Below are 22,471 nucleotides of genomic sequence, written 5' to 3'. Positions count from 1 at the left end.
CGCTCAGTCATAGATCGCCTCCACCAGCCACTGCCCGCCCTCGACCGCGAGCAACAGGGCGGCGCCGTCGGCCAGGCTCACCTGGAACCGGGCCCTGCGGCGCGCCTCGGCCGGCGCCCACCAGCGCTCGTCCACCGGCCACGGGCCGGCCCAGCCGGTGATCTCGGCCGGGCGACCGTCGCCAACGGCGAGCCGGGCCGGTGCCGCGCTGACCGCCAGCCGGGCGCTCACCACGACCGGTTCCCCGGCCGCGTCGCGCACGTCGGCCGGCAGCGGGGCGGGCAGGACGACGGCCGGTGACGGTGGCGGGATCCGGCCCGGCCACGGCGGCTCGGCCACCGCCCGGCCCCGCCCGGCCCGCCGCCGCGCACCGCCCCCAGCGGGTACGACGACAGGGGCGGACGCGGCACCCGGAGCGGGAGCGGCGGGCGGCGGGGGTGGCGGGCCGGGACGCGCGGGCGCCCGCTCGTCACCCCACGGGACCAGGCGCACCTGGTCGGCCGGGGAACGCCCGCCCCCGAGCACGGCGGTGACCACCGCCTCGGGGCCGAGGATGCCCTGTACCCGGCTCAGCGCCCGGTGTGCCCGCTCCCGCTCCGCACCGGTCTCCCCCCACAGCCCGGGTTGCAGGCCCGCCTGGGCGAGCACCCCGTCGGGCACCAGTCGCAACCGGACGATCCCGGCGGTGGGCCGGGCCGGGCGCGTCCCGCCCCGGCCGTTGCTGCCGGAGAGCCAGCCGTCGAGCTGCCAGCGGACCCGGTCGGCGATGGCCGCGGCGGTGAGCAGGCCGTCGTGCCGCCAGACCCGGTGCAGCTCCTGGCCGTGTGCGGTGACCGCCTCGATGCCGAGGCGGGTGCAGGCCAGGCCGTAGCCGGCCAGCCGCTCGTGCAGCCGCTCGGCGAGCGTGCGGGCGGCGAACGCGGCGGCGTCGACCCGGTCGATCGGCTCGTCGTGGTCGGCGGTGACGGTGAGGTCGGCGGGCGGCTGCCGGACCGCCAGCGGGCGGTCGTCCCGGCCGCCGGCGAGCCGGTGCGCCAGCGCCCCGTCGAAGCCGAACCGGGCCAGCACGTCTCCGGCCGGCAGCGCCGCGAACTCGCCGAGGGTGCGGACGCCGAGCCGGCGCAGCAGGTCGGCCAGGGCGGGCCGGCCGAGCGCCTCGACCGGCCGGGCGGCCAGGAACTCGCGGGTGCCGCCGGGGTCGACGATCCGCCCCTCCCGGGCGGCCAGCCCGGCCGCGAACACCCCGTCGGCGATGCCGACCTGGCTCTCCACCGCGCAGGTCTGCGCGACGTGCTCCACGATCCGCTCGGCCGCCGCCTCCTCGCCGCCGAGGTAGCGGCTCGGCCCCCGGGCCGCCGTGGCGCAGGCGCCCGGCCGGATCACCTCGACGCCGGCCACCACCTCCTCCACGGCGGCCACCACCGGCTCGAACGCGCGTACGTCCCGGCCGGGGTCGTGGTCGACCACCGTGAGGTGCGGGCAGCGTCCCTGCGCCTCGCGGCGGCGCAACCCGCGCCGGATCCCCTCGGCGCGGGCCCGTTCGGAGCAGGCGATCACCCGGTTGGCGTGCAGCACCACGACCGGGTCGGTGGCGGGCACCCCGTCGACGATCTCGGCGGCGAGGACCGGCCAGTCCGGGCACCAGAGCAGCAGCGTCCGCTGCGGTGCGCCGCTCACGCCGGACCGGCTGCGGCGAGCGTACGGGCGGGTGGGGCGACCACGCGCAGCCGGCGCGACGGCGCGGCGGCCGGGGCGCCGAGCCCGGCCGAGCGGGGGATCACCCGGGTCAGCTCGTCGCCGGGCAGCCACACCTTGATCTCCTTCGGGCGGGCGGCGGCGCCCCGGCCCCGGGCCGATACGGTCACCTCGCGACGGCGCAGCCGGCCGCGACCGGGGCCGAGCCCCTGCCAGACGCCCCGGACCACCTGGAGTGTGACGTCCGCGCCGTCCCACCGCCCGTACGGGACGAGCACGCTTCCGCGCTGCCGGGCTCGGGCGGCCAGCCGGGTGGCGACCGAGGCGGAGACGGTGGCCGGCACGGCGGTGACCACCACGTCGACCCCGTCGATGAGCGCGGCGACCACAGTGGGCCACTCCGGCCCGGGGTCGGGCACCAGGGCCAGCCGGTCCAGGGCGATGCCCGCCTCGGCGGCCGCGCCCGCCCCGAAGGTGGGTACGCCCACCACGGCGCACCACGAGCCGGCCCGGGACGCCTCGGCGAGCAGCGCGAGGATCAGCGAGGTGGCGCCGCTGCGCCGGGGCTGGCCGGCGCCGACCGCGACGGTGCTGCCGCGTCGCAGCCCGCGGCTGGGCAGCAGCCCGGTCAGCTCGGCCCGGACGGGCAGCACCCGGTGGCCGCCGGCCGGGTCGGGCGCGCTCGCCGGTCGGACCAGATCGGCCAGGGCGGCGGAACCGACCACCATGCGGCCCGCCATCGGACCAACCCCCCGTCGTGTTTCGCCACGGGCCTCGCCCGTGGATGGTGCTGCGTGGATCGTGTCGTGCGCGGTACGCGTGTGCCGTGGGTGCGGCGCCCGGCCACCCGGGGTCCCGCCGGTGGTGGCCGGGCGCCACGAATCAGGCGGCGGCTGCCCCGGGGCCGGGCGGAGCGGCGGAGGCGCCGAGCCGCAGCGGGCGGGGCAGGCCGTCGAGCGCCGGCTGGTGCGCCAGGCCGAGTGCGGTCTCCACCACTGTCACGAACTCCTCGGCGGCACGCAGCAGGTCGTCGGCCTCCCGGGCGGTGACCACGCGGGGGATGCCGGCCTCGGCGGCGGCCCGCTTGCTCGCGCCGGCGGCGAAGTAGGCGGCCCACTCGTCCAGCTCGGGGGCGACGGTGGCGAGCAGCACCCAGACGCTGGTGATCCGGTGCCGGCGGGTGGGTGCGGGGCGGGCCCGGGCGGCGAGCACGGCGGCGGCGGCGCGCAGCGCCGCGAGGTGGGCGGCGGCGTACCGGAGGCCGTCGGGACGGGTGCGGGCGGCCTCGGCCAGCCCGTCGCGGGCCACCGCGAGCAACTGGGCGGGGGTGCGGTGCGGCAGCACGTGCGCGGGCACCGTGGGCGCCTGGGCCGGACTGGTCGGCATGGGTCTCTCCTCCGCGTGTGGCCGGGGCGGGCGGTCGCGCGACGGGGACGTCGCCCGGTCGCCCGGAGCGGTCGGTGCGGAGGAAGACGCACCTTGGTGGCGGCCGGCCGGATGTGGACGCTTCCCCACACCCACACCCGGCCGGCGTGCCGGCGGGTCCGTCGCCCGCCGCCCGGGGGTCGTGGGCGGCGGGCGACGACCTGCCTGACGGGCCCGGACTCGCGACTGTCCGAGACCCGGTGCGGCCCGCGGTGCCGCACCTCCCGGAAGCCGGTGCCGCGAAACACCGCTTCCGGAGCGTTCGACGGGTGCGCGACCGGCTCGGATCAGGCCGGGCCAGCCGGGGAGCTGAGCCACTTGCCGTGTGAGCCGAATCGAACACTCGTTCTAACTACCCTGACAGTACACCTCCCCACCGACGAAAACGCAACGTGTGACGCGCCGGGGACACACGGGAGGGCGACGGCCCCCGGCGGGGTCGTACCGGGGTGGGGGAAGAATGGGTGCATGCAGCCACACCCGAATGTGCAGGCGGTGCAGCGCGCGCTCGACGACGCGGGCGCGCGGAACGGATCGGGCGAGGCCAGCCTCGTCCGACTGCTGCCCGAGGCGGTGCACACCGCGGCCGCGGCGGCCGGGGCGCTCGGCGTCGCCGTCGGCGCCATCGCCAACTCGCTGGTCTTCGACGCGGACGACGCGCCGCTGCTGGTACTCACCTCCGGCGCGCACCGGGTGGACACCGTCGGGCTCGCCGCCACGCTGGGCGTGACCCACCTGCGCCGGGCCACCCCGGAGTTCGTCAAACGGCACACCGGGCAGGTGATCGGCGGCGTCGCCCCGGTCGGCCACCCCGCGCCGCTGCGGACCGTCGTCGACACCGCCCTGGCCGGGTACGACGAGGTGTGGGCGGCCGGTGGCGTGCCCCGGGCGGTGTTCCCCACCACGTACGCGGAACTGCTGCGGATCACCACCGGCGCCCCGGCCGAGGTGGCGTGAACCCCGGACTCGTCACGCTGCACGTGTGGCGTGTGCCCCGCCGGGCCGTACCCGGTGTGCTGACCCGGATGGCCACCCACCCGGCGCGGCTGCGCCGCCTGCCCGGCGTGCGCTTCGCCAAGCTGCTCGGCACCGGGACCGGCACCGGCTTCGGCCCCGGCGACGCCGACCTGACCCGGTGGGCCGCGCTCGTGGTCTGGGGCTCCCCCGCCGACGCGGCCGGCTTCGACACCTCCCCGGTCGCCCGCTCCTGGGCCCGGATCGCCCGCGCCGCGGTACGGGTGGACCTGCGTCCGCTGACCAGCCGCGGCCGGTGGTCCGGCCGGGAGCCGTTCGGCGCGCCGTCCGGCGGACGGGTCACCGGGCCGGTGCTGGCGCTGACCCGGGCCCGGCTGCGGGCCCGCCGCGCGGCCACGTTCTGGCGCGCGATCCCACCGGTCGCCGCCGAACTGCACGCCGCGCCCGGGCTGCTCGCCCGGTTCGGCGTCGGCGAGGCGCCGCTGGGCTGGCAGGGCACGGTGAGCGTGTGGCGCGACCCGGCGGACCTGGTCGCGTTCGCGTACCGTTCCCCGGAGCACCGCGCCGCGATCACCCGTACCCCCACCGAGGGCTGGTACGCGGAGGAACTGTTCGCGCGGTTCGCGGTGGGCGACGTGGTCGGCGACCGCACGGTGCTCGGCTGGGCCGCCGAGGGCGACCCGGAAACATCGAGAGGGTACGCATGAGGCTGGTGCGGTGGACACCGGACGACCTGGTCCGGCGGCTGGACGACGTGGTGGCCGTCTACGGCGAGGCGATGGGCTACCGGGCCGACCTGCTGGAGGCCCGTCGCGGCTACATCGCCACCCACGTCCGCCGGCCCGGCTTCCGCGCCGTCGCCAGCCTGACCCGCGAGGGACACCTGGCCGGTTTCGGGTACGGCTACCAGGGCGCCACCGGGCAGTGGTGGCACGACCAGGTGCACCGGGCGCTGAACGCGCCGGCCCGGCAGCGCTGGCTGACCCACCCGTTCGAGGTGGTCGAGCTGCACGTCCGCCCGCCCGCGCAGGGGCACGGCCTGGGCGCCCGCCAGTTACGCGCGCTGCTCGCCGTGGCCGAGGGTGACACCACGCTGCTGTCCACCCCGGAGGCCGACGAGGAGAAGTCCCGGGCCTGGCGGCTGTACCGCCGGTTCGGCTTCGTCGACGTCCTGCGCCACTTCCACTTCCCCGGCGACGAGCGGCCGTTCGGCGTGCTCGGCCGGGACCTGCCGCTCCCCCCGCCGGACGTCGCACAGTGAGCGCGAGGAGTGAGCCGGGTTTGCGAGCCCCGCAGTCGCGAACGAAAAGCGGCACAGTGAGCGGCCGGCTGCCCTGGGCGTTGCTGGCCGTGCTGGTGCTCGCCCAGATCTGCTACCCGCTCACCGGCGGCGCGACCCGGGCCGGGCTCACCGTGGCCACCGTGGTGCTCGGCTGGCTGCTCTCGGTCGGCCACGCGCTGCTCACCCGTGGCGTCCGTACCGCCGTCGCGCTGGTCGCGGTCGTCACCGGCGGCGGGTTCGCGGTGGAGGCGATCGGCGTGGCCACCGGGTTCCCGTTCGGCAGCTACGACTACTCCGGCGAGCTGGGCCCGAAGCTGGCCGGGGTGCCGCTGATCATCCCGCTCGCCTGGACCTGGATGGCCTGGCCGGCCTGGCTCACCGCGGTCCGGCTGGTCCGCTCCCGGGTCGCGCGGATCGCGCTCTCGGCGGTCGGGCTGGCCGCCTGGGACCTGTTCCTCGACCCGCAGATGGTGGCCGAGGGCTACTGGACCTGGCTCGACGCCACCCCGGCACTGCCCGGGCTGCCAGGCATCCCGGTCAGCAACTACCTCGGCTGGCTGGGCTTCGCGGTGCTGCTCGCCGTCGCGCTGCGCCCGCTCGCCGGGCCGTCGGTGGACCGGGTCGACGGCCGGGACGCCCCGATGTTCGCGCTCTACCTCTGGACGTACGCCTCCAGCGTGCTGGCGCACGCGGTGTTCCTGCGGCTGCCGGCGTCGGCGCTGTGGGGCGCGGCCGGGATGGCGGTGGCGGCGGTGCCGCTGGCGGTGACGCTGTGGCGGGCCCGTCAGGACCGGGCTGGTACGCCGGAGCCGGCGCCGCGCGTCGACGCCCCGGCATGATCGCCGCCCTCACGCTGGCGGTGGCGGTCGCCGCGCTCACCGGTCACACGTTGGTCAACGCGTACGCCTGGCTGCGCCGCCCCACTGCCGGCCCGGCCGAGGTGACCGAGCCGGTGGCGGTGCTGCTGCCGCTGCGCGACGAGGCCGAGCGGGTCACCCCGTGCCTGCGCGCGCTGCTGGCCCAGCGCGGCGTGCCGGACCTGCGGATCGTGGTGCTCGACGACGGCTCGACCGACGGCACCGCCGACGTGGTCCGCGCGGTGACCGGCGACGATCCCCGGGTCACGCTGCTCACCGGGGTCGCCCCGCCGCCCGGCTGGCTGGGCAAACCGCACGCCTGCTGGCAGCTCGCCACCCGGACCGGCCCGGAACCGGCGGTGCTGGCCTTCGTCGACGCCGACGTGGTGCTCACCCCGGACGCGGTCGCGGCGGCGGTGGCCGAGTTGCGCGCGGCCGACGCGGCGCTGCTGTCGCCGTACCCCCGGATCGTGGTGCGGACGGCGGCCGACCGGCTGGTGCAGCCGTTGTTGCAGTGGTTATGGCTGACGTTCCTGCCGCTGCGCGCGATGGAACGCTCGCGGCGGCCGTCGCTGGCCGCCGCGGGCGGGCAGTTCCTGGTCGTGGACCGGGCCGGCTACCTGCGGGCCGGCGGGCACGCGGCGGTGGCCGACAAGGTGCTGGAGGACATCGAGCTGGCCCGGGCGGTGAAGCGGGCCGGCGGGCGGATCGCGCTGGCCGACGGATCCCGGCTGGCGTCCTGCCGGATGTACGACACCTGGCCGCAGCTGCGCGACGGCTACACCAAGTCGCTGTGGGCGACGTTCGGGCATCCCACCGCCGCGGCCGCCGTGCTGGCGTTGCTGTTCGCGTTGTACGTCGCGCCGCCGCTGCTGGCTCTGGGGGCGCTGCTCGCGGGCACGCCGGCGGTGGCCGCTGTGGCGTTCCTGGCCTACCTGGCCGGCGTCGCCGGGCGGGTGGTGAGCGCCCGCGCCACCGGCGGACGGGCGTGGCCCGACGCGCTGGGCCACCCCGTGTCGGTCGTGGTCCTCGGTTGGCTGACCGTCCGGTCGTACCATCTGCGGAAGCGACACCGGCTCACCTGGCGGGGTCGCCCGGTCACCTAGGAGGGGCACGCCATGGCGCGCATCGTGGTCATCGGCGCCGGGGTGGGCGGGCTCGCCGCCGCCGCCCGGCTCGCGGTCACCGGGCACGAGGTCACCGTCCTCGAACGGGCCGGCACGGTCGGGGGCAAGCTCGGCCGGTACGCCCACCACACCCCGGAGGGGGTGTGGCACTTCGACACCGGACCGAGCCTGTTCACGCTGCCGCAGGTCTTCCACGACCTGTTCGAGGCGACCGGGGCGAAGCTCGACGAATACCTCGACCTGGTCCCGCTGGACCCGATCGTGCGGCACGTCTTCCCCGGCGGTGGCCCCACGCTCGACTCCTGCGCCGACCCGGACGAGTTCGCCGCCCGGATCGGCGCCGCGTTCGGCGACCGGTCCGCCGCCGACTGGCGGGGGTTGTGGCGGCGCGCCGGCCGGGTGTGGGCGGCCTCGCACCGGGACATCCTGCGCCGTACCGTCGACTCGCCCCGCGACCTGGCCGCGCTGGCCTGGCGGCTGGGTGACCTGGCCGCCATCGGTCCCGGCCGCAGTCTGCGCGGGCTGGGCCGCCGCCACCTGTCCGACCCGCGGCTGCGGATGCTGCTGGACCGGTACGCCACGTACACCGGCGCCGACCCGCGCCGCGCCCCGGCCGCGCTCGTCGCCGTCCCCTACGCCGAGCTGGCGTACGGCGGCTGGTACCTGCGCGGCGGGCTGGGCACGCTCGCCGACGCGCTGCTGTCGCGCTGCCTGGACCTGGGCGTGGTGGTGCGCACCGGCGCGACAGTCACCCGGATCGACGCCGCGGGCGGGCGGGTGCACGGGGTACGCGTGGCGGGGACGGCCGCGCCGGTGCCGGCCGACGTGGTGGTGGCGAACGTGGACGCGCTCACCGTCTACCGGGACCTGCTGCCCGACCCGCGCCGGCTGGCCGCGCTCACCGACCGCAGCCTGGCCGGGTTCGTGCTGCTGCTGGGCGTACGCGGCGACTCGGGGCTGGCCCACCACAACGTCTTCTTCCCCCGCGACTACGACGCCGAGTTCGACGCCGTGTTCGGTGCCCCGGGTCGCGGGGTGCGGGCCCGCCCGGCGCCCGACCCGACGGTGTTCGTCACCGCCGCCGACGACCCGGCGGTCCGCCCGGACGGCCACGAGGCGTGGTTCGTGCTCGTCAACGCGCCCCGGCACGGCACCGCCGCGAGCGCCGTGGACTGGCGGCGGCCCGGCCTGGCCGAGGCGTACGCGGACCGGATCCTCGACGTGCTGGCCGAGCGCGGGGCCGACGTGCGGGACCGGCTGGTGTTCCGGGAGATCCGCACCCCGGCCGACCTGGACGCGGCCACCGGCGCGCCGGGCGGGGCGATCTACGGCACCGCGGGCGGGCTGCTGCGCCCGGCCAACCGGGGGCCGGCGGCCGGGCTGTGGCTGGTCGGCGGCTCCAGCCATCCGGGCGGCGGCCTGCCCATGGTCACGCTGTCCGCGGAGATCGTCGCCGAGGCGGTCGGCCCGGCCTGGTGAGGTGTAAGGAGGGGCCCCCTGTTAACGCCTCCGGTAGAGGAAGGGCCCCTTCTTAACGCCACGCTGACCGCCGCGCGGCCGCCGCGCGGCCGCTGCCCGGGCGCGCGGCGGTCAGTCGGCGTCGACCAGCGCGCGGCGGACGGCGGAGAGCAACTGACCGAGGCCGAACCCGGCGAGCAGCACCCAGACCGTGGTGGCCATGGTGATCGTGCCGGCGGTCAGGTCGGCGTCGATCAGGCCGGTGAGCCCGGCGACCAGCAGCCCGACCAGCGCGACGCAGACCCGGGTGGGCCGCTCCCCCACGGTCACCGCGCCGATCTCGCGCATCCCGGCCGAGACCGCGCGCGCCCGCACGTACTCGTGCAGCCAGGACAGGCCGCCGGCCGCCGCGACCAGCGCGCCCGGCGCGCCGAGCAGCCAGAACGCGATCAGCCAGGCCACCTCGCCGAGCCGGTCGGCGACCGAGTCGTACACGTAGCCCAGCCGGGTGGTGCGGCCGGTCGCCACCGCCACCGCGCCGTCGACACTGTCGGCCACCGCCGCCAGCAGCACGAACAACGCGCCGAGGAACGGCCCGTCGCCGGGCCGCTCCACGAACAGGGGTACGCAGAAGCAGAGCAGCACCCCGAACACGGTCACCGGGGTCGGACCGACGCGCAGCCGGCCCAGCACATAGCCCACGTGGTACGCGAAGCGCAGCCAGGCACGCACCACCGGCGCGGCGGTACGCGGATCGAAGCCGCCGTGCAGCCGCGCCCACGCGGTCGCGTACTGGTCCCAGTTCAGCTGTGTGCCCACCACGGCTCAACCGTAGAAGCACGGCGCGGGTGTCGTGTGGCGGGTGGTCACACCCGGGCGGAGGCGCGCAGCCGCTGCCACACCTCCCGGGTCGCCGTGGACCGGTTGAGCGTGATGAAGTGGATTCCCGGCACGCCCTCGTCGAGCAGCTTCTCGCACATCTCGCTCGCCTGCTCCACGCCCAGGCGGCGGACCGCCTCCGGGTCGTCGGCCACCCGCTCGAACCGCTGCGCCAGCGCCGGCGGGAACGGCGCGCCGGACAGCTGCACCGAGCGTTCGATGGTGCCGATCTGGGTCACCGGCATCACCCCGGCCAGGATCGGCGTGTCGCAGCCGGCGGCGGCCACCCGGTCGCGTAGGCGCAGGTAGTCGTCGGCGTCGAAGAACATCTGGGTGATCGCGAACTCCGCGCCGGCCCGGCACTTGCGGACGAAGTACGCGGTGTCGCTGTCCACGTCCGGCGAGCGCGGGTGCTTGTACGGGAACGCGGCCACGCCGACTCTGAAGTCGCCGCTGTCGCGGACCAGCCGGACCAGGTCCTCGGCGTACCGGACGCCCTCGGGGTGGGCGATCCACTCGCCACCCGGATCGCCCGGCGGGTCACCCCGCACGGCCAGCACGTTGCGCACGCCGACCGAGGCCAGCCGGCCGATCACGTGCCGCAGCTCGGCCACCGAGTGGTTCACCGCGGTGAGGTGCGCCATCGGCAGCAGCGTCGTCTCGGTGGCGATCCGCTCGGTCACCGCGACTGTGGTGTCGCGGGTCGAGCCGCCCGCGCCGTAGGTGATCGACACGAACGACGGGCGCAGCGACTCCAGCTCGCGGATGGCCTGCCAGAGCAGCTTCTCCCCGGCCTGGGTCTTCGGCGGGAAGAACTCGAAGGAGAACGTGGGACGGCCGTCACGGATCAGCTCCCCGATGGCCGGCTGGGGATTGGGAAGGACCGAGGGAAGACCGAGCGCCACGGCCCGACTGTAACCGGGACGGCACGCCGCACCGGGAATCTTCCCAGCCCGCGAACACCTGCCCCGCCGCGACGTCGTACCCCGGGGGTAGAAAGACGGCAGCGCGGTGGGGCGGCCGACGGCCGTCCCGGGGGCCCGCGCGGGGGTCGCCACGACGGCGACGCGCCGGCGCCACCACCTGGCCGGGCGTCCGCGTCGCCATCCGCGCCGTCACCCCGGAGGTTCCGATGATCCCGTCCCCGCCACCGGGCCCGTGCCTGCTCGGGCCGCTGCTGGCGCAGTTGCGGGCCGCCCGTGGCTGGAGCCAGCAGCGGATGGCCGCCGAGCTGTGCGCCGCCTCCGGCGTGCCCACGCTGACGCGCAACGAGGTGTCCCGCTGGGAACGCCAGCTGCGGCTCCCCGGCGACTTCTGGTCCGCCTGGCTGGCGACGGTCCTGGGGGTGCCGGGCGAGTTGCTGGCCGGGGCCGCCGCCCGCAGTCGCCGGCTGGGCGTGGTGCCCGCGGCGGTCGGCCCGGCCGGCTCCCGGGCCCGGCTGGCGCTGCTCACGCTCGCGTACCGCTGGGTGGCCGACCCGGGCGGCCGCACGCCGGTCGGCCCGTTTCCCGCCGCACCGCCGCTGCCCGGCCCGCCGGGGCGGGACGCCGAGCGCTCGCCCGTCGCGGACGAGTCGCTGTGGCTCGACGTCCCGCGCGGCCCGGACGATCCCGCCGGTGCCGGTCGTGACCGCCCGGTGGACGGGGTGACGCTCGCCACGCTGCGGCGCTGGGACGACCTGCTCGGCGGTGGCGACCTCGCCGGGCACGGCGCCCGCGGGCTGCGGCGGGCGGTCCGCGGCTACCGGCGCGCCGGGCCCGCCGGCCGGCGCGCGATGCTGCCCGCGCTCGCCGAGTCGGCGCAGCTCGCCGGGTGGCTGGCCGCCGACACGGGCGACCTCGGCGGGAGCCTGGACGCGTACCGGCTGGCGCTGCGCGCGGCGGTGGCCGCCGGGCAGCCGCCGTTGGCCGGGTACGTGCTCGCGTCGGCCAGTCACCTGCTGGCCGGCGCCGGCGACCCGGCCGGCGCGCTGGTCCTGGCCCGGATCGGGTACGCGGGCGGCCGCGCCACCGCCTCGCCCGGTCTGCGCGCGCTGCTGCTGCACCGGGTGGCGCTCGCCGCCGCGCTCGCCGGGCGTCCCCGTGCCGCCGGGCAGGCGCTGGCCGGTGCCGATCGGGCCGGCACGCCGGAGCCCGGCCGGGAGCCGCCCTGGCTCTACTGGCTCGACACGGCCGAACTGGCGGCGATGACCGGGCGCACGCTCGTGGCGCTAGGCCGTCCGGCCGCCGCCGTGCCGCTGCTGACGCCGGTGGTGGGCGCGCGGGGCCGCCCGCGCCGGTCGGCCGTGTACGGCGGCTGGCTGGCCCGCGCCCACCTGGGCCTGGGCGCGGTGCCCGAGGCGTGCGCGGTGGCCGGGGAGGCGCTGCTCGACGCGGTCCGGTCCGGTTCCCCCCGGGCCGTCGGCCAGCTCACCGCGTTCCGCCGCGGCCTGGCGCACGCGCCGCCCGGTCCGGCGACCCAGGGGTACGCGCGAGCGCTCACCGCGGCCCGCCCGTACCTGCCGTCCGGCGCGCGCCCCGCCACCGGCGCGACCGTCCGCGCGGGTGAGCCACGAGGCACGCCGGGACGCCGGGCACGGCGGGAACGGGTGTGAACCGCTAGCGTCGTGGCGTGACCCACGCTGCTCCCGTATCCCCCGTCGACCGTGCCGGCCTGCGCCAGCGGATCGACAAGGCGCTCACCGAGTTCCTCGCCGGCCAGCGCGGCTGGCTGACCGCCGTCGACGACGGCCTGCTGCCCGTCGCGGAGGCGGTCGAGGCGTTCGTGCTGGGCGGCGGCAAGCGGCTACGCCCGGCGTTCGGCTACTGGGGTTACCGGGGCGCCGGCGGGATCGACTCCGACCAGGTCGTCGCCACCCTGGCCGCACTGGAGTTCGTGCAGGCCAGTGCGCTGATCCACGACGACCTGATGGACCGGTCGGACACCCGGCGCGGCGAGCCGGCGATGCACAGGCGGTTCGCCGCCCGGCACCGTACGGCCGGCTGGGGCGGCGACGCGGACGCCTTCGGCGACGCGGCGGCGATCTTGCTGGGCGACCTGTGCCTGGTCTGGTCCGACGAGCTGCTGCACTCCTCCGGCCTGCCGCCGGCCACGGTGGCCCGGGCCCGGCCGGTCTTCGACGAGATGCGCACCGAGGTGACCGTCGGGCAGTACCTGGACGTGCTGACCCAGGCCACCGGGGACACCTCGCTGGACCGGGCCGCGAAGGTGGCCCGGTACAAGTCGGCGAAGTACACGGTCGAGCGCCCGCTGCTGCTGGGCGCCGCGCTGGCCGGCGCGCCGCCCGAGGTGCATGCCGCGTACTCGGCGTACGGGCTGCCGCTGGGTGAGGCGTTCCAGCTCCGCGACGACGTGCTGGGGGTGTTCGGCGACCCGGAGCGCACCGGCAAACCGGCCGGCGACGACCTGCGCGAGGGCAAGCGTACATACCTCGTGGCGGCCGCTCTGGAGACGCTCGACCCGGCCGGCCGGGAGGCGCTGCTGGCCGGGCTCGGCGTACCGGACCTGGACGCGGCCGGGGTGGATCGGCTGCGTGAGCTGATCAGCACGAGCGGCGCGCTGGAGCGGGCCGAGCGGCACATCACCGCGCTCACCGAGAGCGCTCTGGCCGCGCTCACCGCTGTCGACCTGGACACCGAGGCCCGCCAGGCCCTGGTCGACCTGGCCATCGCCGCCACCCGCCGTCCCGCCTGACCCTTGCCACAGGGGAGTCGATCATGAGGTTGGCGGCACTTTCGGAGATCGACTTCGCCGCCAACTTCATGATCGACGAGAACGGGGGCAGAAAGGGCTAGAAGGCCACGGCCTGGGCTCGGCGTTTGACCTCTCGGGCCAGGTCGCCGCCGAGGGCTACGGCGGGGGTGCCGGGAAGAGATGGGTCCTCCCGGTAGAGCCAGCGCAGCGCCTCCTCGTCGTCGTACCCGGCGTCGGCGAGCAGGTTGAGCACGCCGGGCAGGTGCTTGAGCACGGTGCGGTTGGCCACCAGGTCGGCCGGGATCCGGCGGACACCGTCGCGGCGCACCGCGAGCAGCTCACGGTCGCGGATCATCTGGTGCACCTTGCTGATCGACAGGTCCAGGCGCTCGGCCACGTCGGGCAGCGTCAGCCAGCCGGCCGGGTCGGCCGGTCCGGCCAGGTCGGGGCCGGTCTCGGCGGGTACGGAATCGGTCACCCGACCACCCTGCCACGTGCCCGCCGGGACCGGTGCACGGCACCCCCGCAGCGCGCCGGTCCGCCCGTGTCCGAACCCGGCGGTAGCATCCTGTTCTACGTTCACCCTTCCGACACATAGACTGCCTGCCGATGGACACACAGGTCGCCGACACGTTGCTGGGCTCGCTGATCGAGGGGCGCTACCGCATTCGCGGGCGCGTCGCCCGGGGCGGCATGGCGACCGTGTACACCGCCACCGACGAGCGCCTGGAGCGCACCGTGGCGGTCAAGATCATTCACCCGACCCAGGCGCCGCAGGCCAGGGCCCGGATGGCCGGCTTCGTCGAGCGCTTCACCGACGAGGCGAAGACGATCGCCCGGCTCACCCACCCGAACGTGGTGGCGGTCTACGACCAGGGCATCCACACCGGCCTGCCGTACCTGGTGATGGAGTACGTCCGCGGTCGCACGCTGCGCGACGTGCTCGCCGAGCGCCGCCGGCTGAACCCGGACGAGGCACTCGCGATCACCGAGCAGATGCTCGCCGCGCTCGCCGCCGCGCACCGGGCGGGCCTGGTGCACCGCGACGTCAAGCCGGAGAACGTGCTCGTCGCCGAGGTGCCCACCGGCGGCAGCCGCAACCTGGTCGACAGCGTGGTCAAGGTGGCCGACTTCGGGCTGGCCCGGGCCGTCGAGGCCAGCGCCGAGGACGAGAACGGCAACCAGCTCATGGCGACCGTGGCGTACGTGGCGCCGGAACTGGTCACCCAGGGCCACGCGGACCCGCGCACCGACGTCTACTCGGCCGGCATCGTGCTGTTCGAGATGCTCACCGGCCGGGTGCCCTACGACGGCGACCGTCCGGTGGAGGTCGCATGGCAGCACGTCGACCGGGACGTACCGGCCCCGTCGACGCTGGTGCCGGCGCTGCCGCCGGCTCTCGACGCGCTCGTCGCCCGGGCCACCCGGCGCGATCCGGCCGGCCGCCCGGCCGACGCCGCGGCGCTGCTGAGCGAGGTGCAGGCCGCCCGCGAGCAGCTGGGCCACCCGCACGCGCACACCACCGTGCTGCCGCAGCTCAGCGACGACACGGCGATCCTGAGCCAGCCGACCCAGATGGTGGCCGCGCTCCAGCCGGTCGAGCGCCCCGCGTGGGCCCGGCTGCCCGACAGCGGCGCCGCGCAGCGCCCGCACCGGCGCCGCGCCGTGGAGGAGGACGATCCGGGCACCGGGTTCGCCGCCCTACGTACCCGGATCATGGGCTCGCCGCGCGGACGGCTGGCCGTCGCCGCGGCGGTCGTGGTGCTCGGCCTGGTCGCCGCGGTGGGTGGCTGGTGGTTCGGCGTGGGCCGCTACACGGTCGCGCCGCAGATGGTGAGCCTGACCAAGGCCGACGCGGAGGCGCAGGCGCAGCGCGGCGGCTTCACACTGAAGTACGCCACTGGGCGCCACGACGAGCAGGTCCCCAAGGACACCGTGCTCGGGCAGTCCCCGGGCTCGGCCGCGCGGATCGTCAAGGGCGGTACGATCACGCTGACCCTGTCGCTCGGTCCGGAGCGGCTTCCGGTGCCGGACGTGGTGGGCAAGGACTACGCGCTGGCCCAGGCCGAGCTGGAGGGCGTCAACCTGGTCGTGGCCAAGGGCTCCTCCCGGTACGACGACACGCTGCCCACGGGCGTGGTGCTGGCCACCGATCCGAAGGTGGGCACCGAGGTCAAGCCCGGGGCCAAGGTGACGGTGATCCTCAGCAAGGGTCGCGCGCCGGTGACGGTGCCCGACCTGGTCGGCAAGAGCCTCGCCGAGGCGCGGACCATCCTCGCGCAGCTCGGGCTGAAGCCGGTGGAGAACGTCAAGGACTCCGACAAGCCGAAGGACGAGATCCTCGGCCAGAGCCCGGCCGACGGCACCGGTGTGGAGAAGGGCGCCCAGGTCAAGCTGGAGATCAGCAAGGGCCCGCCGCAGGTGGCCGTCCCCCGGGTGATCGACATGCCCTGCCAGCAGGCCAAGCAGATGCTGGAGAGCCAGGGCTTCCCGGTCAACGTCCAGCTCAGGCCGAACGGCGTCGTCCGGCTGCAGAACCCGGCCGAGAACACGCCGGTGCCGCCGGGTACGACTGTCACTGTGACATGCCTGTGAGCGCAGGTGACGGACGCCGGCGGGTGGGGTCGCACACCCCCACCTCCGGTGGCCTGGGCCGGGCGGCCCTCCCGTACGCGGACGCGGCCGAGTCCGAGGTGGTGCAGGTCTACGTGTCGAACTCGCGCGGCTGGGCGCTGCCGGCCGGCGACCCGGCGCAGGACGCGTTGTTCCGCGACGGGTGCGGTGAGCGCGGACTGCCCGTGTTCATCCACGCGTCGCTGCTGGTCAACCTGGGCTCCCCCACCCCGGCGACGGTGACCCGGTCGGCGGAGACGCTGGCGCACGCGCTGCGACGGGGCCGGGCGATCGGCGCCGAGGGCGTGGTGTTCCACGCCGGCAGCGCGGTCGACGCCGGTCACGCCGAGGCGGCCCTGCGGCAGGTCCGCGAGGCGCTGCTCCCGCTGCTCGACGAGATCGCCGCCACCGGTGGGCCGATGCTGCTGGTCGAGCCGAGCGCCGGGGGCGGCCGGTCACTGGCGTCCCGGGTCGAGCACCTCGGTCCCTACCTGGACGCGGTCGACCGGCACCCGATGCTCGGGGTCTGCTTCGACACCTGTCACGCCTGGGCTGCCGGTCACGACCTGGCCGCCGAGGGCGGCATGACCGCCACGCTCGACACGCTCGTCGCCACGGTGGGCGCGGACCGGTTGCGGCTGGTGCACGCGAACGACTCGAAGGACCTGTGCGGCTCCACCCGGGACCGGCACGAGAACATCGGCAAGGGCACCATCGGCGAGCCGGCGTTCGCCGAGCTGATGCGCCACCCGGCGACCGCCGGGGTGCCAGTGCTGGTGGAGACCCCCACGGAGAAGCACATCGGCCACGCCGCCGACATCGCCACCCTGAAGCGCCTCCACCCCTGACGGGGTTCGCTCCCCTCCCCCCGCATGACTCCGGTGATCAAGGAGTTCGTGTCCCGCCACGGCGCGGATTCGGACACGAACTCCTTGATCACCGCCGACATGGTCAGGCGCGCAGGGCGGTGTCCAGGATGGTGGCGGCGCGGTCGATCTGCGCGTCGGTGACGTCCAGGTGGGTGACCAGCCGGGCGGTACGCGGGCCGAGCACCGAGATCAGCAGCCCTTCCGCCCGCGCCGCCGCCGCCAGCGCGTGCGCGTCCAGCGGGTGCTTGGTCAGGTCCAGCGGCACGATGTTGGTCCGCACCACCGACGCGAGCACCCCGTGCGGGGCGACCGCCTCGGCCAGCCGGGCCGCCTTCACGTGGTCGTCGGCGAGCCGCCCGACGTGGTGCGCCAGCGCGTACCGGCCCGCGGCGGCGAGGACGCCGACCTGCCGCATGCCGCCGCCCATCCGCTTGCGCAGGAACCGCGCCCGGGCGATCTTCTCCGCGCTGCCCACGATCAGCGAGCCGACCGGCGCGCCGAGACCCTTGGAGAGGCAGACCGACAGCGTGTCGAACAGCACGCCGTACCCGGCAAGCGGCACCCCGTCGGCGACGTGCGCGTGCCAGATCCGCGCGCCGTCGCAGTGCAGCGCCACCCCGTGCTCGTCGGCGACCTCGCGCATCCGGCGCAGCGTCGGCAGCGGGATCACCCCGCCGCCGCCCCGGTTGTGGGTCTGCTCCACCGCGATCGCCCGGGTGGGCACCGCGAAGTAGCCGTCCGGCCGGATCATCCCGGCGACCACGTCGGGGTCCAGATCCGCGCCCACCGCGGGCCACGTCCGCGAGGAGATCCCGCCGTACGCGGCGGCGGCACCGACCTCGTACGTGACCACGTGCGCGTCGGCGTCGCAGAGCAGCTCGTCCCCGGCCGGCACGTGCAACTGGAGCGCGATCTGGTTGGCCATCGAGCCGCTCGGGGCGAACAGTGCCGCCTCGTGACCGAACAGCGCGGCCACCTCGGCCTCCAGCGCGGTGACCGTCGGATCCTCGCCGTAGACGTCGTCGCCCACCTCGGCGACGGCCATCGCCTCCCGCATCCCCGGCGTCGGCCGGGTCACGGTGTCCGTCCGCAGATCGATGACCTCACCCACGGAGCATCTCCGCCACCAGGAACGCCAACTCCAGCGACTGCTGGGTGTTCAGCCGGGGGTCGCAGGCGGTCTCGTACCGGTCGGGCAGGTCGAGGTCCTCGATGCCCTGGGCGCCGCCGAGGCACTCGGTGACGTCCTCGCCGGTCAGCTCGACGTGCAGGCCACCCGGGTGGGTGTCCAGGCCGCGGTGCACCTCGAAGTAGCCGAGCACCTCGTCGACGATCCGGTCGAAGTGCCGGGTCTTGTAGCCGTTCGAGGACTCGTGCGTGTTGCCGTGCATCGGGTCGCACTGCCACACGACCTTCGCCCCGGCGGCGGTGACCTTGGCGACGATCGGCGGCAGCGCGTCGCGGACCCGGTGGTTGCCCATCCGGCTGATCAGCGTGAGCCGGCCCGGGATGTTGTCCGGGTTGAGCTTCTCGCAGAGTTCGATCGCCTCGTCCGGCGTGGTCGTCGGGCCGAGCTTGACGCCGATCGGGTTGGCGATGCGGGAGATGAAGTCGATGTGCGCGCCGTCGATCTGCCGGGTCCGCTCACCGATCCAGAGGAAGTGCCCGGACAGGCCGTACGCCTTGCCGTTGGAGATCCGGGTCAGCGCCCGGTCGTACTCCAGCGCGAGCGCCTCGTGCGAGCAGTGCAGCGTGACGGTGCGCAGCGCCTCGTCGTCGGTCATCCCGCAGGCCCGGATGAAGGCGAGCGCCCGGTCGATCTCGCGGGCGATCGCCTCGTAGCGCTCGCCGGCCGGGGACCGCCGGACGAAGTCCTTGTTCCAGTCGTGCACGGCGTGCAGGTCGGCCAGCCCGCCGGCCAGGTACGCCCGGAGCATGTTCATCGCGGCGGCCGAGTTGGCGTACGCCCGGATCATGCGCTGCGGGTCGGCGACCCGCGCCTCCGGCGTGGCCTCCAGGGAGTTGATCATGTCGCCGCGGTAGGCGGGCAGGCCCCGGGCGTCGGTCGGCAGGGACCGGGGCTTGGTGTACTGGCCGGCGACCCGGGCGACCTTGACCACCGGCAGCGACGCGCCGTAGGTGAGCACGATGGCCATCTGGAGCAGCGTGCGGGCGTTGGCGAGCAGGTGGCTCTCGGTGTTGTCGGCGAAGGTCTCCGCGCAGTCGCCGCCCTGGAGCAGGAACGCCTTGCCCTCGCAGACCAGCGCGAGCCGCTGCCGCAACTGGTCGACCTCGTAGGGCGCGACCACCGAGGGCACCGTGTCCAGCACCCGGCAGACCTCGGCCACCTGGGCCGGGTCGTCCCAGGGTGGGGTCTGCGCGCGCGGCAGCTCCCGCCAGCGGTCGAGACCGAGGGCAGCGTCCTCGGCGGAGTCGGCGGTCGGGCGGCTGGTCTGTAGACCAGGGCTGCCCACGGCGGGGTGACTCAGCTGATGCCACTCATGGCGCATGGAGGAAAGCGTACGGCGACCGTCGCGATCACTCGCGGCCGAGGGGGATGGTTCCGGTCACTGGGAGGGCACCGCCGAGGCTGTGGGCGGCGGCCCCGAAGGGCTGACGTCCGGATCGACCGACCCGTCGCCGGGCGCCTCGCCGGAGATGCACCAGTCCGCGCCGCTCCGGGTGACGGTGAACAGCAGCGGCCGGACGGCCTTGCGCGAGCCGGCGGCAACCGTGATCGAGGCGCTGACCTCCTGGCCGTTCGGGCCGGAGCGGACCTCGGTGATGGTCGCCTGAGGCACCGTGAAGTGGTCGGCGAAGTCGCCGTTCGGACCGGTGGCGGCGGAGTCGAAGGCGGCGTGCATGGGCGCGCAGAGCTGGCTGCGGCCGGCGGCGGCGTCGCGGGCGGTGAGCGCGTCCAGGTACGCCTGCACGCGTTCCCGGCTCTTGGCCGCCGCCTCCTCGGCCGGCGCTTTCCCGCTGGGCGGGGTGTCTCCGCCGTCCTGGCCGCCCGAGCCGCAGGCGGCCAGGGCCGCCGGTAGGAGCGCGAGGAGGGCGAGCCCGGCGAACCGGCCCCGGTGGCTGCGACCCATCTGTCCTCCCGTCGCGTGGACTCGTCGAGTGGCGAGTGTGCCACACCCGGCCCGAGCGGCCGGGTGACTCCCCATCCTGACCCGGATCGGCGCGCGCGGCCAGGACGGCACGCGGGCGGGGAGGGGCCGGTGCGGCCCCTCCCCGCCGGGTGGGTGGTGCGTCGGCCCTCGGCTCAGCCGAGACCGCCCTTGATGGCGCCGATCAGCTCACCGTTGCTGGTGTCACCGGAGAGCTCCCAGAAGAACGCGCCACCGAGGCCCTGGCTGTTGGCGTAGCTCATCTTCCCGCCGATGGTCGACGGGGTGTCGTAGCTCCACCAGTTGCTGCCGCACTTGGCGTACGCCGTGCCGCCGACGGTGCCGGTGGCCGGGCAGCTGTTCTTGAGCACCTTGTAGTCCTCGATGCCGGCCTCGTAGGTGCCCGGTGCCGCGCCAGTGGCGCTGCCGCCGGGTGCGGACTGGGTCACCCCGGTCCAGCCGCGTCCGTAGAACCCGACGCCGAGCAGCAGCTTGCTGGACGGCACGCCCTTGGACTTCAGCTTCTGGATCGCCGCGTCCGACCAGAAGCCCTGCTGCGGGATACCCGGGTACGAGTAGAGCGGCGAGTGCGGCGCGGTCGGTCCCTGGGCGTTGAAGGCGCCGAAGTAGTCGTACGTCATCGGCATCAGCCAGTTGAGGTTGTTCGCGGCGCCGGCGTAGTCAGTGGCGTCGATCTTGCCGCCGTTGCTGCCGTCGGCGGTGATCGCCGCGGTGACCAGGAAGCTTCCGCCGAACTTGCTCCGCAACGCCGAGATCACGTTCTTGAACGCGTTCGGGCCGCTGTTGTCGCACTGGAGACCGCAGGCGTTCGGGTACTCCCAGTCGATGTCGATGCCGTCGAAGACGTCCGCCCAGCGCGGGTCCTTGACCAGGGAGTAGCAGGAGTCGGCGAACGCGGCCGGGTTCTGCGCGGCCTGGGTGAAGCCGCCGGACCAGGTCCAGCCGCCGAAGGACCACAGCACCTTGAGGTTCGGGTACATCTTCTTCAGCTTGCGCAGCTGGTTGAAGCTGCCGCGCAGCGGCTGGTCCCAGGTGTCGGCGACGCCGTCGACGCTGTCCGCGGCGGTGTACGCCTTCTCGTAGTCGGCGTAGCTGTCCCCGATGCTGCACCGGCCGCCGGTGGTGTTGCCGAAGGCGTACAGGATGTGGGTCAGCTTCGCGGCCGAGCCGCTGGTGTGGATGTTCTTGACGTGGTAGTTGCGGCCGTAGACGCCCCACTCGGCGAAGTAGCCGACGATCTTCTTGCCGCCGGGCGGCGGCGTGGTGGGCGGCTGCGTGGTCGGCGGGGTGGTCGTCGGCGGCGTGGTGGTGGGCGGCGTGGTGGTCGGCGGGGTCGTGGTCGGCGCGGTGGTCGTCGGCGTGCCGCCGCCGGTGCAGGTGCCGCCGTTGATCGTGCAGCTCACCGGCGCCTTGTACGCGCCGGTGCCGTTGTAGCCCCAGCTGAAGCTGGCACCGGGGGCGAGCGTCGCGGCCCAGCTCTTGTTGACCGCCACGTAGCGGTCACCGCTGCGGGTGATGTCGGCGTCCCAGGAGCTGCTGATCGAGGTGCCGGAGGGCAGCGTGAACTCGATGCGCCAGCCGTTGACGGTGGAGCTGGTGCCGTTGGTGACGGTCACCCGCCCCTCGTGGCCGGTCCCCCAGTCCTGCACCTTGGCGAACGTGGCGGTGACGCTGCCGGCGGCCGACGCGGTGGTCACGGGCACCGCGGCGACCGCGAGCGCGACCACGGCGCCGGTGGCCCACAGGGCCCGGCGGAGCGATCTCTTCATACGGCGTCCCTCCAATAGTTAGGAAACTTTCCAAATTGATTGCTGAGACGCTACTCACGCCGTCACCACTTCGTCAAGATGCAAGTGCATCGATTTCCTGGATGGCGCGCGCGGGGAACGTACCGGCCATCGGGCGGTCCTCGGTTACTCAGGCGGCAGGTACGCCTGCAGCACCATGAGGCGACGGGCGGAAGGTCGCTGAGTCTCGGCGACCCCGAGCCAGGGTTGCGCTGCGCAGGGCTTGCAATCCTGCCCCCACCGCAACGACCGATGTGGATAGAGTCGGCGACCGTGACTGAAGCCACGCGGCAACTGGGACTGGGACATGGCAGCGCTTTCGGCGAGCGAGCCTGCGTTCCGCAGCTCGGCGTCGATATAGGCGGCGGATCTGGGCTGTGAGCTGGGCAGACAGGGGTAGGCCCGGTGACGGGGTGTGTCACTAGGCGGCTGTGTTGTTGCAGGTCAGGTGGTTGCGGGTGTGGCGTCGAAGATGCGGGGCGGTTCGGTGATCCGCAGTTTCGTGAGCAGGGCCTTCTGGGGTTGGGACAGCTCGGTGCGCTGGGTGAACGTGCCGGCGGGGCCGGTGAACACGCCGAGGTGCAGCCGGTCGATCTCGGTGCGGATCGCGGTCCAGGTGCGGCCGGTCTCGGTCTCGGCGACGCGGATGAGCAGCAGGGCCAGCCAGCAGAGCAGGATGT

General features: G+C 75.3%; 20 protein-coding genes and 1 pseudogene. 10 read left to right on the top strand and 11 right to left on the bottom strand.

Going from position 1 to position 22,471, the window contains the following annotated elements:
* Positions 1-3: 3 nt before the first annotated feature.
* The 3 genes from GA0070215_RS12030 to GA0070215_RS12020 all read right to left on the bottom strand — a co-directional run bounded on the left by GA0070215_RS12030 (position 4) and on the right by GA0070215_RS12020 (position 3,081).
* A complete protein-coding gene (locus GA0070215_RS12030) occupies positions 4-1,677 on the bottom strand; it encodes a DNA polymerase Y family protein (protein WP_091045274.1) in 1,674 nt (557 codons plus the stop codon).
* On the bottom strand, positions 1,674-2,435 hold the full coding sequence (locus GA0070215_RS12025; RefSeq protein WP_091045271.1) for a hypothetical protein: 762 nt from the start codon (positions 2,433-2,435) through the stop codon (positions 1,674-1,676). Before GA0070215_RS12025 ends, GA0070215_RS12030 begins: the two co-directional genes overlap by 4 nt.
* A gap of 142 nt (positions 2,436-2,577) precedes the next feature.
* Complete coding sequence (locus tag GA0070215_RS12020) at positions 2,578-3,081, bottom strand: SAV_6107 family HEPN domain-containing protein (RefSeq protein ID WP_018785282.1); 504 nt, start codon at positions 3,079-3,081, stop codon at positions 2,578-2,580.
* A 507-nt stretch (positions 3,082-3,588) separates the two neighbouring features.
* Here GA0070215_RS12020 and GA0070215_RS12015 point away from each other — a divergent pair.
* From GA0070215_RS12015 to GA0070215_RS11990, 6 genes are read left to right on the top strand one after another with little or no spacing between them, the layout of a single operon-like run.
* Positions 3,589-4,077 carry a YbaK/EbsC family protein gene (locus GA0070215_RS12015; RefSeq protein ID WP_026267849.1) on the top strand — a complete coding sequence of 163 codons (489 nt, stop codon included), beginning with the start codon at positions 3,589-3,591 and terminating at the stop codon, positions 4,075-4,077.
* Positions 4,074-4,802, top strand: a complete 729-nt coding sequence (locus GA0070215_RS12010) for a monooxygenase (RefSeq protein ID WP_018785284.1) — start codon at positions 4,074-4,076, stop codon at positions 4,800-4,802. Before GA0070215_RS12015 ends, GA0070215_RS12010 begins: the two co-directional genes overlap by 4 nt.
* Positions 4,799-5,356: a GNAT family N-acetyltransferase gene (locus tag GA0070215_RS12005; protein WP_091045269.1), complete on the top strand. Its 558-nt coding sequence runs from the start codon at positions 4,799-4,801 to the stop codon at positions 5,354-5,356. Before GA0070215_RS12010 ends, GA0070215_RS12005 begins: the two co-directional genes overlap by 4 nt.
* Before the next feature lie 56 nt (positions 5,357-5,412).
* Entirely contained in the window at positions 5,413-6,216 is an 804-nt protein-coding gene (locus GA0070215_RS12000; protein ID WP_018785286.1) for a carotenoid biosynthesis protein, read from the top strand.
* Complete coding sequence (locus tag GA0070215_RS11995) at positions 6,213-7,340, top strand: glycosyltransferase family 2 protein (protein WP_091045544.1); 1,128 nt, start codon at positions 6,213-6,215, stop codon at positions 7,338-7,340. Before GA0070215_RS12000 ends, GA0070215_RS11995 begins: the two co-directional genes overlap by 4 nt.
* A gap of 12 nt (positions 7,341-7,352) precedes the next feature.
* Positions 7,353-8,840, top strand: a complete 1,488-nt coding sequence (locus GA0070215_RS11990; protein WP_091045266.1) for a phytoene desaturase family protein — start codon at positions 7,353-7,355, stop codon at positions 8,838-8,840.
* 111 nt (positions 8,841-8,951) lie between these two features.
* Here GA0070215_RS11990 and GA0070215_RS11985 read toward each other — a convergent pair whose 3' ends face one another.
* Both GA0070215_RS11985 and metF read right to left on the bottom strand, forming a co-directional pair.
* The gene (locus GA0070215_RS11985) at positions 8,952-9,641 is read right to left on the bottom strand and encodes a CDP-alcohol phosphatidyltransferase family protein (RefSeq protein WP_018785289.1); all 690 of its coding nucleotides are present in this window, start codon (positions 9,639-9,641) and stop codon (positions 8,952-8,954) included.
* 44 nt (positions 9,642-9,685) lie between these two features.
* Complete coding sequence (gene metF, locus GA0070215_RS11980) at positions 9,686-10,603, bottom strand: methylenetetrahydrofolate reductase [NAD(P)H] (protein WP_018785290.1); 918 nt, start codon at positions 10,601-10,603, stop codon at positions 9,686-9,688.
* A 227-nt stretch (positions 10,604-10,830) separates the two neighbouring features.
* Between metF and GA0070215_RS11975 the strand changes: the two genes are divergently transcribed.
* Together GA0070215_RS11975 and GA0070215_RS11970 are read left to right on the top strand one after the other, a co-directional pair.
* The gene (locus tag GA0070215_RS11975) at positions 10,831-12,291 is read left to right on the top strand and encodes a helix-turn-helix domain-containing protein (protein WP_231394740.1); all 1,461 of its coding nucleotides are present in this window, start codon (positions 10,831-10,833) and stop codon (positions 12,289-12,291) included.
* A gap of 17 nt (positions 12,292-12,308) precedes the next feature.
* Entirely contained in the window at positions 12,309-13,391 is a 1,083-nt protein-coding gene (locus GA0070215_RS11970) for a polyprenyl synthetase family protein (protein WP_091045263.1), read from the top strand.
* Between the two features lie 97 nt (positions 13,392-13,488).
* Here GA0070215_RS11970 and GA0070215_RS11965 read toward each other — a convergent pair whose 3' ends face one another.
* Positions 13,489-13,869 (bottom strand): Rv2175c family DNA-binding protein, encoded by a 381-nt coding sequence (locus tag GA0070215_RS11965; RefSeq protein ID WP_018785292.1) that lies wholly within the window; start codon positions 13,867-13,869, stop codon positions 13,489-13,491.
* 131 nt (positions 13,870-14,000) lie between these two features.
* Here GA0070215_RS11965 and pknB point away from each other — a divergent pair, with 131 nt between their 5' ends.
* Complete coding sequence (gene pknB / locus GA0070215_RS11960; protein WP_091045260.1) at positions 14,001-15,986, top strand: Stk1 family PASTA domain-containing Ser/Thr kinase; 1,986 nt, start codon at positions 14,001-14,003, stop codon at positions 15,984-15,986.
* On the top strand, positions 15,977-16,852 hold the full coding sequence (locus tag GA0070215_RS11955) for a deoxyribonuclease IV (protein ID WP_091045257.1): 876 nt from the start codon (positions 15,977-15,979) through the stop codon (positions 16,850-16,852). Before pknB ends, GA0070215_RS11955 begins: the two co-directional genes overlap by 10 nt.
* 103 nt (positions 16,853-16,955) lie before the next feature.
* Here GA0070215_RS11955 and GA0070215_RS11950 read toward each other — a convergent pair whose 3' ends face one another.
* The 5 genes and pseudogenes from GA0070215_RS11950 to GA0070215_RS11930 form a co-directional block, all read right to left on the bottom strand.
* Positions 16,956-17,984, bottom strand: a complete 1,029-nt coding sequence (locus GA0070215_RS11950) for a threonine aldolase family protein (protein ID WP_018785295.1) — start codon at positions 17,982-17,984, stop codon at positions 16,956-16,958.
* Positions 17,977-19,383 carry a class II 3-deoxy-7-phosphoheptulonate synthase gene (locus GA0070215_RS11945; RefSeq protein ID WP_018785296.1) on the bottom strand — a complete coding sequence of 469 codons (1,407 nt, stop codon included), beginning with the start codon at positions 19,381-19,383 and terminating at the stop codon, positions 17,977-17,979. The genes GA0070215_RS11950 and GA0070215_RS11945 overlap by 8 nt, the downstream gene beginning before the upstream one ends.
* Before the next feature lie 57 nt (positions 19,384-19,440).
* Positions 19,441-19,965 carry a hypothetical protein gene (locus GA0070215_RS11940; protein WP_091045253.1) on the bottom strand — a complete coding sequence of 175 codons (525 nt, stop codon included), beginning with the start codon at positions 19,963-19,965 and terminating at the stop codon, positions 19,441-19,443.
* A 173-nt stretch (positions 19,966-20,138) separates the two neighbouring features.
* Positions 20,139-21,773, bottom strand: coding sequence for a glycosyl hydrolase family 18 protein (locus tag GA0070215_RS11935; RefSeq protein ID WP_018785298.1), 1,635 nt, complete (start codon positions 21,771-21,773; stop codon positions 20,139-20,141).
* Positions 21,774-22,235: 462 nt separating this feature from the next.
* Positions 22,236-22,471: pseudogene (locus tag GA0070215_RS11930) on the bottom strand (IS1634 family transposase); the annotation flags it as partial.

Origin of the sequence: Micromonospora marina, from assembly GCF_900091565.1 — a bacterium.
GTDB lineage: Bacteria > Actinomycetota > Actinomycetes > Mycobacteriales > Micromonosporaceae > Micromonospora > Micromonospora marina.
The sequence above is the reverse complement of the archived record's forward strand: the minus strand, read 5'-3'. Positions and strand labels throughout refer to the sequence as shown.

What these genes read in the sequence shown, in the direction of transcription:
- GA0070215_RS12005 (WP_091045269.1), top strand. Translation starts at nt 4,799, where the DNA reads ATGAGGCTGGTGCGGTGGACACCGGACGACCTGGTCCGGCGGCTGGAC.
- GA0070215_RS12015 (WP_026267849.1), top strand. Translation starts at nt 3,589, where the DNA reads ATGCAGCCACACCCGAATGTGCAGGCGGTGCAGCGCGCGCTCGACGAC.
- GA0070215_RS11990 (WP_091045266.1), top strand. Translation starts at nt 7,353, where the DNA reads ATGGCGCGCATCGTGGTCATCGGCGCCGGGGTGGGCGGGCTCGCCGCC.
- GA0070215_RS11945 (WP_018785296.1), bottom strand. Translation starts at nt 19,383, where the DNA reads ATGCGCCATGAGTGGCATCAGCTGAGTCACCCCGCCGTGGGCAGCCCT.
- GA0070215_RS11935 (WP_018785298.1), bottom strand. Translation starts at nt 21,773, where the DNA reads ATGAAGAGATCGCTCCGCCGGGCCCTGTGGGCCACCGGCGCCGTGGTC.
- GA0070215_RS12025 (WP_091045271.1), bottom strand. Translation starts at nt 2,435, where the DNA reads ATGGCGGGCCGCATGGTGGTCGGTTCCGCCGCCCTGGCCGATCTGGTC.
- GA0070215_RS12020 (WP_018785282.1), bottom strand. Translation starts at nt 3,081, where the DNA reads ATGCCGACCAGTCCGGCCCAGGCGCCCACGGTGCCCGCGCACGTGCTG.
- GA0070215_RS11975 (WP_231394740.1), top strand. Translation starts at nt 10,831, where the DNA reads ATGATCCCGTCCCCGCCACCGGGCCCGTGCCTGCTCGGGCCGCTGCTG.
- GA0070215_RS11995 (WP_091045544.1), top strand. Translation starts at nt 6,213, where the DNA reads ATGATCGCCGCCCTCACGCTGGCGGTGGCGGTCGCCGCGCTCACCGGT.
- GA0070215_RS11940 (WP_091045253.1), bottom strand. Translation starts at nt 19,965, where the DNA reads ATGGGTCGCAGCCACCGGGGCCGGTTCGCCGGGCTCGCCCTCCTCGCG.
- GA0070215_RS11955 (WP_091045257.1), top strand. Translation starts at nt 15,977, where the DNA reads ATGCCTGTGAGCGCAGGTGACGGACGCCGGCGGGTGGGGTCGCACACC.
- pknB (WP_091045260.1), top strand. Translation starts at nt 14,001, where the DNA reads ATGGACACACAGGTCGCCGACACGTTGCTGGGCTCGCTGATCGAGGGG.